At 68.7% G+C, this 10,488-nt stretch carries 10 protein-coding genes and 1 pseudogene; 8 read left to right on the forward strand and 3 right to left on the reverse strand.

What is annotated here, in order from left to right:
- A pseudogene (locus GRX66_RS12500) lies at positions 1 to 182 on the reverse strand (M20 family metallopeptidase); the annotation flags it as partial.
- A 94-nt stretch (positions 183 to 276) separates the two neighbouring features.
- On the opposite strand from GRX66_RS12500, the gene GRX66_RS12505 reads away from it, so the two are divergent.
- Positions 277 to 1,110, forward strand: coding sequence for an aldo/keto reductase (locus GRX66_RS12505; protein WP_159526863.1), 834 nt, complete (start codon positions 277 to 279; stop codon positions 1,108 to 1,110).
- 82 nt (positions 1,111 to 1,192) lie between these two features.
- A complete protein-coding gene (locus GRX66_RS12510; RefSeq protein WP_159526864.1) occupies positions 1,193 to 3,037 on the forward strand; it encodes a PINc/VapC family ATPase in 1,845 nt (614 codons plus the stop codon).
- A gap of 107 nt (positions 3,038 to 3,144) precedes the next feature.
- Here the strand turns inward: GRX66_RS12510 and GRX66_RS12515 are convergent, their stop codons facing one another.
- Positions 3,145 to 3,417 (reverse strand): helix-turn-helix transcriptional regulator, encoded by a 273-nt coding sequence (locus GRX66_RS12515; protein ID WP_159526865.1) that lies wholly within the window; start codon positions 3,415 to 3,417, stop codon positions 3,145 to 3,147.
- A gap of 203 nt (positions 3,418 to 3,620) precedes the next feature.
- On the opposite strand from GRX66_RS12515, the gene GRX66_RS12520 reads away from it, so the two are divergent.
- The 5 genes from GRX66_RS12520 (at position 3,621) to GRX66_RS12540 (ending at position 9,490) form a co-directional block, all read left to right on the forward strand.
- Positions 3,621 to 3,920 (forward strand): EMC6-like membrane protein, encoded by a 300-nt coding sequence (locus tag GRX66_RS12520; protein WP_159526866.1) that lies wholly within the window; start codon positions 3,621 to 3,623, stop codon positions 3,918 to 3,920.
- A 2-nt stretch (positions 3,921 to 3,922) separates the two neighbouring features.
- Positions 3,923 to 5,758, forward strand: a complete 1,836-nt coding sequence (locus tag GRX66_RS12525; RefSeq protein WP_159526867.1) for a ribosome biogenesis/translation initiation ATPase RLI — start codon at positions 3,923 to 3,925, stop codon at positions 5,756 to 5,758.
- 361 nt (positions 5,759 to 6,119) lie between these two features.
- Positions 6,120 to 7,253, forward strand: coding sequence for a hypothetical protein (locus GRX66_RS12530; protein ID WP_159526868.1), 1,134 nt, complete (start codon positions 6,120 to 6,122; stop codon positions 7,251 to 7,253).
- A gap of 197 nt (positions 7,254 to 7,450) precedes the next feature.
- Entirely contained in the window at positions 7,451 to 8,740 is a 1,290-nt protein-coding gene (hflX, locus tag GRX66_RS12535) for a GTPase HflX (RefSeq protein WP_159526869.1), read from the forward strand.
- A gap of 69 nt (positions 8,741 to 8,809) precedes the next feature.
- Complete coding sequence (locus GRX66_RS12540; RefSeq protein ID WP_159526870.1) at positions 8,810 to 9,490, forward strand: hypothetical protein; 681 nt, start codon at positions 8,810 to 8,812, stop codon at positions 9,488 to 9,490.
- Positions 9,491 to 9,688: 198 nt separating this feature from the next.
- Here the strand turns inward: GRX66_RS12540 and GRX66_RS12545 are convergent, their stop codons facing one another.
- The gene (locus tag GRX66_RS12545) at positions 9,689 to 10,210 is read right to left on the reverse strand and encodes an archaemetzincin family Zn-dependent metalloprotease (protein ID WP_159526871.1); all 522 of its coding nucleotides are present in this window, start codon (positions 10,208 to 10,210) and stop codon (positions 9,689 to 9,691) included.
- 39 nt (positions 10,211 to 10,249) lie between these two features.
- Between GRX66_RS12545 and GRX66_RS12550 the strand changes: the two genes are divergently transcribed.
- Positions 10,250 to 10,488: UPF0146 family protein (locus tag GRX66_RS12550; RefSeq protein WP_267903086.1), on the forward strand; the 239-nt coding region annotated here is incomplete at its 3' end.

Raw genomic sequence — 10,488 nt, forward strand, 5'->3', positions numbered from 1 at the left:
GCGATGCTGTCGCCGTCGGCGTCGTGGTTGCGCCACGCGACGACGTTCCCGGCGCTGTCGCGCGTGACGGCGGCGTCAGTCCGGTCGCGGAGCCACGACGCGATGGCGTCGCCGGCCGCCGTCTCGTCGTCGTGGCTCGGAATCGAGACGAGACGTTCGGTGAGGTCGCGGAGTTCGGACACACCCGGAAATCGGACCGCGGTCCCTTAGCCGTGGTGCGCGTCGCCGACCCGACGCCGGGAAAGATTTGTTGCCGCAGTGTACGAAGCACCGTCCATGGAGTACGTGGAGCGCGGCGGCGCACGCATCCCGACGCTCGGCCTCGGCACCTGGCAGAACACCGGCGACTCCTGCGCTGCGTCCGTGGAGACGGCGCTCGAACTGGGGTACCGGCACGTCGACACCGCGCAGGCGTACGACAACGAGGCCGCGGTCGGCCGCGGCATCGCGGCAGCCGACGTCGACCGGGACGACGTCTTCCTCACGACGAAGGTCTGGCGGTCCGACCTCGCTGCGGACGACGTCCGGCCAGCCGTCGAAGCCAGCCTGGACGCCCTCGAGACGGACTACGTGGACCTCCTGCTCGCGCACTGGCCACACCCCAGGGTGCCCGCCGAGGAGACGCTGACGGCGATGGCCGAACTGCGGGACGACGGCCTCGTGGAGCACGTCGGAGTGAGCAACTACACCGCGGCCCAACTGCGCGCCGCCCAGCGAGCGGTCGACGTGCCGCTCGTCTGCGACCAGGTGCTGTACCACCCCTACAAGGACCAGTCCGCGGTGCGAGCCGCCTGCGAGGACCTCGACGCCGCGCTCACCGCGTACAGTCCGCTGGCGCGCGGCAGGGTCCTCGACGACGACCTGCTCGCGGACGTCGGGAGGCGCTACGGCAAGTCGCCGGCGCAGGTCGCGCTCCGCTGGCTGACGCAGCAGGACGGCGTTGTCGCGGTCCCGAAGGCGACGAGCCGGGAGCACATCGAAGCGAACCTCGGCGCGCTGGACTTCGAGCTGACCGGCGAGGAGGTCGCGCGCATCGACGCCCGGACCGGCAGTCTCGGCGTCCGCCTCCAGAACAAACTCCCCGCGCTGATGCGGCGGTTCCCGCTGTGAGCGACTGCCGGGCCGCGAACGGCCCGCCGGCGCGGGCGGGTCACACGCCTTATCAACCCGCCGACGCGTATTCCGCACCAACATGAACATCGTTCCCGACACGAGCGTCGTCGTCGACGGCCGCATCTCCAAGCGGGTCGAGGACGGCGAGTACGAGGGCGCGACCGTCTTCGTCCCGGAGGCGGTCGTCGGCGAGGTCGAGGCGCAGGCGAACAGCGGGCGACAGACCGGCTGGGACGCCCTCGAGGAACTGCAGCGGCTCGTCGAACTCGCCGCCGAGGGTCGACTCGAGATCAACTACGTCGGCGAGCGCGCCGCCGAGGAGGACATCCAGCGCGCGGCGGCGGGCGCAATCGACGCCATCATCCGGGACGTCGCGATGCGCAACGACGCGCGCCTGCTCACCAGCGACATCGTGCAGGCGGAGGTCGCGAAGGGCAAGGGCATCGACGTGGAGTACCTCGAACCCCTGGAGCGCGAACTCGGCACGCTCGGCATCGAGCAGTACTTCGACGAACTCACGATGAGCGTCCACCTCAAGGAGGGGCTGGTGCCGATGGCGAAGCGCGGCGAGGTCGGCGAAATCGAGTACCAGGCCATCGGCGAGGAGGAACTCGACGCCGACACCATCCACGAGTACGCCAGCGAGATCATCACCACGGCCAAACGCGCCGACGACGCGTTCATCGAGCTCTCCGAGGAGGGGATGACCATCGCGCAGGTGCGCGACATGCGCATCGCGGTGTCGGAGCCGCCGTTCTCGGAGAGCCCCGAGATCACGGCCGTGCGCCCCATCGTGAAGACGACGATGGACGACTACGAGCACGCCGACGAACTCCGCGAGCGGATGCTCGAGCGGGACCGCGGCGTGCTCATCGCCGGCGCGCCTGGCGCAGGGAAGTCGACGTTCGCGCAGGCCGTCGCGGAGTTCCTCTCGGACAACGGCAACGTCGTGAAGACGATGGAGAAACCGCGGGACCTCCAGGTCGGCGAGGAGGTCACCCAGTACACGGAACTCGGCGGCGAGATGTCGAAGACGGCGGACTCCCTGCTGATGGTGCGGCCGGACTACACCATCTACGACGAGGTCCGGAAGACCGACGACTTCGAGGTGTTCGCGGACATGCGTCTGGCGGGCGTCGGGATGGTCGGCGTCGTGCACGCGACGCGGCCCATCGACGCGCTCCAGCGCCTCGTCGGGCGCGTGGAACTCGGCATGATCCCCCAGATCGTGGACACCGTCGTCTACATCGAGGAGGGGGACGTCGAGACCGTCTACGACGTGAAGACCGAGGTGAAGGTCCCCGAGGGCCTGATGGAGGAGGACCTCGCGCGGCCCGTCATCCAGGTCCGGGACTTCGCGACCGGCACGCCCGCCTACGAGATCTACACGTTCAACCGCCAGGTCGTCACGGTCCCGCTGGAGGACACCGACGAGGCGCCGGAGTCCGGCGTCGACAAACTCGCGAAGCAGGAGGTCGAACGCGAGATCAAGGCCGCGACCCGCGGCCCCGTGGAGGTCGACATCCGCGGCCCGAACGAGGCCGTGGTGTACGTCTCCGAGGACGAGATCAGCCACGTCATCGGCAAGGGCGGCGGTCGCATCACGGACATCGAGGACCGCCTCGGCATCAGTATCGACGTGCGGACGCTCGACGAGCGAACCACCGAGACGGCGGGCACCAACAGCAACGAGGCGGCCGGCGACATCGTCACGCCGGAGGTCACGTCCCGGCACATCATCGTCCCGCTGTCCGGCGACCGCGCGGGCGAGACCGTGGAAGTGCAGGCGGACGGCGAGTACCTGTTCACGGCGACGGTCGGCCGCGGCGGCGACATCAAGGTCTCCCGCGGGTCGGCCATCGCGGAGGAACTGGAGCGCGCCATCGACCACGAGCGCATGATTTCGGTCGTCCCGAACGAGTAGCCCAGTCCGGGTCGGACGCAGTGACCGCAACTGCGTCACCGGTCGCTTCCGGCGCGTAGCGCGAGGGGACGAGAACTGCAGACAGAGCGACGAGCGCCGCGGCGGCGTCAGGCGGCTTCGGGGTCGGCTTCCGCGGCGGCGTCGTCTTTCTCGCAGGTCAACTGGTAGAGGCTCTGGCGGGCGTCCGCGAAGTAGATGTCCTCGTCGACGACGCCGCGGTCTTCGAGGCGTTCGAGCGCGTACCGGACGGTGCGCGCGGAGAGCATCGTTTCCTCGACGATTCGCTTCTGGGTGAGGGGGCCATCGTACTCGAGTACCTTGTAGACGAGCTTCGCGCTCGGCGGCAGGTCCTCCAGCACACTGTCGTCTCCAGCCATCATTACGAATCGAAACACTCCACGCGCTTAAAACTGCGGGAGCGTCTCGCACACTGACACCACCAACCCCCGTCAGACGAGCCGCGCCGCCGCAGCACGCGACCGACAGTACCGGTCTGCGAACCCAGATTCCGGCGGTCGGCGAATCAGCGTCGCCGCGTACGGCAAGCGAACACCTTTTGAGCGCGGGCGCCGGAGACACCAGTATGACTGAGACTGCGGACCCGACGGCTGCCCACCGGCGCAGCCTGAAGGTGACCACCATCGCCACGCTCGGCGGGGTCGCCGCGGCCTTCCTCTCGGAGATGACGATCTCCGAACCGACGAGCAGGACGGGGCTGCTCGTCCTGCTCGGGGTGGTCGCGCTCGAACTCGGCCTGATGCGGGTCGCTGGCGTCGACATCAGCGACTTCTCCACGAAAGACCACTTTTACGTGCTGTTCATGTCGTTCGCCCTCTGGTTCATCACGTGGGGCGTCCTGCTCTCCGAAGGCGTCACCTTCTAACGATGGCGGAGGACAGCATCGCGGTCGTCGACCTGGACAGGTGTCAGCCCGACCGTTGCAACTACGAGTGCTCGAACTACTGTCCGCCGAACCGCACGGGCAAGGAGTGCATCACCCTGCGCGGCGAGGAGGCCGACGACGGCGACCCCGACCAGATCCGCATCAGCGAGGAGATCTGTCTCGGGGAGACCTGCGGCATCTGCGTGGAGAAGTGCCCGTTCGACGCCATCGAGATCATCAACCTCCCGCAAGAGCTGGAGGACGACCCGACACACCGCTACGGCGAGAACGCGTTCTCGCTGTACGGCCTCCCGGTCCCCGAGTCCGGGAAGGTCACGGGGCTGCTCGGCCCGAACGGCATCGGGAAGTCCACGGCCGTGAAGATTCTCGCGGGCGAAATCACGCCGAACCTCGGCCGGCACGACGACGAACCCAGCTGGGAGAAGGTCCTCGACGCCTACCGCGGCACCGAACTCCAGGACTACCTCGAGGCGGTCCGCAGCGGCGACATCAGCGTCGCCCGCAAACCCCAGTACGTCGACCAGATCCCCGACCAGTTCGGCGGCACCACCCGGGAGTTACTCGACCAGACCGACGAGCGCGGCGTCCTCGACGACCTCGTGGACCGACTGTCCATCCGGCCCGTGATGGACCAGTCCATCGACTCGCTGTCCGGCGGCGAGCTCCAGCGCGTCGCGCTCGCCGCGGCGCTCGCGCGCGACCGCGACTTCTACTTCGTGGACGAGCTCACGCCGTACCTCGACATCAGTCAGCGCGTCACCGCGGCGCGCATCGTCCGCGAACTCGCCGAAGCGGAGGACAAGGCAGTCCTCGTCGTCGAACACGACCTGGCGGTGCTGGACATGCTCGCGGACTCCATCCACGTCGCGTACGGCGAACCTTCGGTGTACGGCGTCGTCACGCCGCCGAAGTCCGTGCGCAACGGCATCAACGAGTACCTGCGCGGCTACCTCGACAACGAGAACATGCGCATCCGGCCGGAAGCAATCACGTTCGAGGAGCACGCGCCCCGGCCGGCGAGCCGCGAGGAGACGCTCATCTCCTACCCCGACATGACGAAGTCCTACGGCGACGGCGAGTTCACGCTCACCGTCGACGGCGGCGTCATCCACCAGAACGAAGTCCTGGGCGTCGTCGGGCCGAACGGCATCGGGAAGTCGACGTTCGCGCAGCTACTGGCGGACGACATCGAGCCGACGAGCGTCGGCGGCGAGGAGGGCGCGGACCTCGACATCGGCCTCGACATCGCGTACAAGCCGCAGTACGTGGAGGCCGACCAGCCGATCCGCGTGGACGCGTTCCTGTCGTCGATCACCGACGACTTCGGGTCCAGTTACTGGAACACCGAAATCGGGGACCCGCTCCAGCTCGAGCGCATCCTGGAGCAGAATCTGACGGACCTCTCCGGCGGGGAGCGCCAGCGCGTCGCCATCGCCGCGACGCTCTCGAAGGACGCCGACCTCTACCTGCTGGACGAGCCCTCGGCGCACCTCGACGTCGAGCAGCGCGTGCTCGCCACCCGCGCCATCCGGCGGTTCGCGGAGAACCGCGAGACCACCGTGATGGTCATCGACCACGACATCTACATGGTCGACCTGGTGAGCGACCGCCTGATGGTGTTCGACGGCGAGCCCGCAGCGCACGGCCGCGCGTCGACGCCGCAGGCGATGCGCTCGGGGATGAACGAGTTCCTCGCGAACCTCGACGTGACGTTCCGCCGCGACGAGAACCTGGGTCGGCCGCGCATCAACAAGCCCGGCAGCCAACTCGACAAACAGCAGAAGCGCAACGGCGAATACTACTACACCACCGAGTAGCCCGCCGATGCGCCAACCGCGGTTTTTTGGAGCAGGTTTTTGCGGCACGAGGGACGCGAACGACGTGCGCGTCGCGAGTGCCGGAAAAAGGTGCGTGCAGAACCTGGGTCGGCCGCGCATCAACAAACCCGGCAGCCAACTCGACAAACAGCAGAAGCGCAACGGCGAATACTACTACACCACCGAGTGACGCGGGCTGTCCGCCGCCGATTGACGTGGGGGCGGCCCGTCGCGCCTCCGTAGCGGCCGCCTGTTTGTGGTCGGTGGGCTGCTTAAGCGGGCTTAATCGGCGTTAATTCTATTGAAGTCGCGCGCACGGTCCCGCGGGTATAAGCCCGCAGGTGACCAACGACCGGACAACATGAGAGCGACTGTTGTGTTCGTGGTGGCACTCCTCGTGGTGGGTGTCCTCGCGCCGTTCGCCGCGGCGTCGCCGGTGACGGACGGCCAGGCGGCGTCCGGGTCGGTGGCGGTGCAGGACGACGACGCGACGAACGAGACAGCCAACGAGACGGCGCCCGGGGCGAAGCTGGCGGGCGTCGCCGCGGTCCAGGGCGCCGAAGTCGAGGGCGAGGTCGAGAAGCGGTCGTTCGGCCTGCAGGTCGCAGCGGCGAACTCGAACGCCTCGAAGGCGTCCGTCGTCGCCCGGCAGAGCCAGACCCTCGAGGCGCAGCTCACCGCGCTCCAGGAGCGCAAGGCCGAACTCGAGGCGGCCCGCGAGAACGGCACCATCTCGGAGTCGCGATTCCGCGGGGAGATGGCGGGGCTGGCGGCCAGGGTTTCGACGCTCCAGCAGTTGACGAACGCGACCGCCGAGACGGCGAGGGGGCTGCCGGCTGCGGCGCTCGCCGACCGCGGCGTGAACGCGTCGTCCCTCGACCGCATCCGGACGTCCGCCAGGAACCTCTCCGGGCCCGACGTCGCTGCAATCGCCCGGGACATCGCCGGCCCGCCGAACGTGTCGGTGGGACCGCCGGCGAACGGCGGCGGCCCACCAGTCGGGGTGCCCGGTGGGAACAACACGACGACCGGGCCGGGGGCGGGTGTCGGCCCCGGTAACGGCGGGAACGGCCCCGGGGACGGAACCCCTGGCAACGGCCAGAACGCCACGACGGGGCAGCAGAACACGACTGCCGGACCCGGCAACGGCCAGGGTGCCAGCGGGACGGTCGGGAACGGCAACGGCCCACCGGGAAACGAGACTGGCGTAGCGGGTACCGGCGCTGGCAAGGCCGGTAACGCCACGAACGGCAACGGGCCCGGTGCTGTTGGCAACGGAACCGGTGTCGCAGGGAACGGAACCGGTGTCGCCGGGAACGGAACCGGCAGTGGCGTCGCAGGGACTGCGTCGACGAACACCGGAACTGTCGTCGCCGCCACCGAGACGGCCACTGGCCCGGCGACCCGGAACGTGGCGCCCGCGGCGGCCACCGGGAGCTTCGGCGCGCCGGTGTTCGCGGCGTGGGACGACGCGGCGACCGCAGTCGCACTGTGAGAGATTACCAGACCCGCGGTAGATTTTTTGCGGTCGGCGTGGTGGCTGTCGTTGATGACCGTTCTCGACTCGTAGCCGGGCGTCCGCCCCGGTCGGCCGGCGCCGCCGGCCACCTCTTTCGCCGCGTGCGGGCGCACTGACGCGCACTGCTCTCGAGTACCCCACAGCCACGCCGAGTACCCCACAGCCACGCACGCATGTCACGAGACGGTTCGACAGCCATCGTCGCGAAGCGAACAGCACAGCGACCAGTACAGACCGACGAAATCCGAGCGCTCTGCGAGTCCGCCGGCCTCGACGTCGTCGGGGAGCGAACGCAGGTCCGCGGCCGCGACCCGACCTACGACCTCGGTGCGGGCGCAGTCCAGGACATCGCCGATCGCGTCGACCGAGCGGACGTCGACGTGGTCGTCGTCGACGACGACCTCGACCCCGAGCAGGCGTTCAGCCTCGAGGAACAGATCGGCGCGAGCGTCGTCGACAGGACCAGACTCGTCCTCGACATCTTCGCGGACCGCGCGGAGACCAAGCGAGCGCGCCTCGAGGTCCGCCTCGCGGAGCTCCGGTACGAACTCCCGCGCGCCGAGGCGAAAGCCAAGCGCGGCGAGAGTTCGGGCCGCCGTGGGTTCAAGAGCGGCGGCGAGGAACCCCAGGCCGCCCAGATGCGCGCGGACTACAAGCAGCGCATCAAGCACCTCCGGGAGACGCTCGACCAGCTGGACGACGCGGACGAGAGCGTTCGGGACGCCCGCAGAGGATCGGGGTTCGACCTCGTCGCCCTCGCGGGGTACACGAACGCCGGGAAGTCGACCCTGCTGCGCCGGCTCGCCGACGACCTCGACGTCGACCGCAACGACCGCCGGCACGACGACCTGACCGATACTGCCGCGTCCGAGGACCGGCTGTTCGAGACGCTGAACACGACGACCCGTCGCGCGACGGTGGATGACCGCGACGTGCTCGTCACGGACACGGTCGGGTTCGTCAGCGACCTCCCGCACTGGCTGGTGTCGTCGTTCCGGACGACGCTCGCCGCCGCCAGGGAGGCCGACGTCGTCCTGCTCGTCGTCGACGCCAGCGACTCCCTCGAGACGGTTCGTGGGAAGGTCGAGACGAGCCTAGACGAACTGGCGGACGCGAGCGGCACCGTCCTCCCAGTCCTGAACAAGCGCGACGTCGCCGGCGACCTCGACGCGAAACGCAGCCTCGTCGGTGACCTCGCCGGCGACCCAGTCGTCACCAGCGCCACCGAGAACGGTGGCATCGACGACCTCCGCAATTCACTCGGCGACTCGCTGCCCGACCGCGAGCGCGTCGAACTCAGCGTCCCGAACACGGACGACGGCAACGCGTTCGTGTCCTGGTGTCACGACCACGGCACCGTGCGCGACCCCAGCTACGGCGACACCATCGACTTCGAACTCCAGGCGCGTCGCGAAGTCGCGGCGAAGGCCGAGGGGCGAGCGGCGCAACTGGGCGACGACTGACAACGTTCCACCACCATCAGACGACTAGCCGCGGAAAGCACTTACCGCAGCCGACCTGTTTGGCTGACGATGCGACGACGACGGCTGCTCGGCAGTTTCGCCGGCCTCTGCACGGCGCTCACTGCGGGCTGTCTGGAAATAACCGGACCCGACTCCGCGGAGACGGCTCCGAGCGAGACGGCCACGACGACGGGACCGACGACAACGGAGTCGGCGACCGACGCGACGGCCACAGAAGGGTCGCCGGACACGGACGCGCTGACAGCTGCAGCGACCGTGCTCCAGTCCTCCGCCGTGGACTCGCCGCCGCGCGTCGGCGTCGGGGTGACGAACACTGCGGACGGCGAGGTTCGACTGTCGGGCGGTGCGACGGTTCCGTTCAGCAGCTACTGGGCGGAAGACGGCCCGCTCGTCGCGCTCCCGGACGACCGAGAGTACGTCCGCGGGCCCTCGATACCGAACGAGAAGACAGACGGCTGCTGGCGCGCGGATTCGAACGTCCGCCGGGAGGACATCGGACTCACGGACGTCGTCCCCGCGGGTGAGTCGGTTTCGACGAGATTCACGCTTCTAACTGCCGTAGACGCCGACGGGTGCGCTGTCGGCGACGAATTCACGTTCGAAAACCAGCTTTCCGTCGACGCGGAGCACTGGTCGACCGGCTACGGGGTCGACGTCGAACTCACCGTCGCACGCAGCGAAGCGGGAGACGTCAGCAGTGCCAGCGCAACTCTACGAACTACGGAGTAACAGCACCCGAACCCTCCACGATGCGAGCATCCGCGAGCGAGCGGTCCGAAGGACCCGAGCGGAGCGGTTCACCGAGCGCGAACGGAGTGAGCGCTCGGGCGCGAGGACGACCGGAGGGAGGACGAAGCGCGTTTTCCGCAAGTTTTTGCCGAGTGAAGGCGGCCGCAGGCCGCCCTCACGCAGAGCAAAACGTGCGTTTCAGAACACCGTACGCTGACAGGTGCCGCAGAGTTCCTGTTCTTTGCGGTCGACTTCTCGCACAGTGGGGGAGAAGTTCATGGCGCAGCGGTTGTTGTCGCAGTGTTCGAGGCCGAGGGTGTGGCCGAGTTCGTGGACGACTTCCTTCCGGACGCGGTCAGCGAAGACGTCGCTGGCGGGGCGTTCGGAGAAGCCGCCGTCGCTGGAGGTCTGGAGGCGGTACGTGGAGACGACGCAGCCGCGGCCGTCGAGGTACGCGAGTCCGAAGACGTAGTTGCGGCGGCGGTAGAAGAGGTCGTTGGGGGTGAGGGCGAGGGTCTTGTCGCCGTTGCCGACGCGGGTGGCGAGGTCGATGAATTCGGCGGCGCGGTACTGGCTGCGGGCGTCGTCGTAGGCGTCCTCGGGAACGGTCTGTTCGGGAGCGACGACGACGTCGCAGTCGTAGATAGAGCGGAGGCTCGCTGAGGCCTCCCGTTTGACGTGCGCGGGGACGTCCCCGACCGGCACGATGTCGACCCGCATTGGGGAGACATTATACGCCGCGAAGCATAAACATCCCGCATGGGTGACCCCCCTGCCGTCGTGGATTTGCTGGCTGGATACGGCCGCCTGGTGGAGGTCGGCGTCGGGCGGCGGGGTGACGTGGCGGCGGCGCTCGCGGACCGCGGATGCGATGTGACGGCGACAGACGTCCACGACCGCGAGGTCCCGTCGGGTGTGCGGTTCGTGCGCGACGACGTGACCGACCCGGACGAGGCGGTGTACGCGGACGCGGACGCTGTGTACGCGCTGAACTGTCC

It is taken from the genome of Halobacterium bonnevillei (genome assembly GCF_009831555.1).
Taxonomy (GTDB): domain Archaea; phylum Halobacteriota; class Halobacteria; order Halobacteriales; family Halobacteriaceae; genus Halobacterium; species Halobacterium bonnevillei.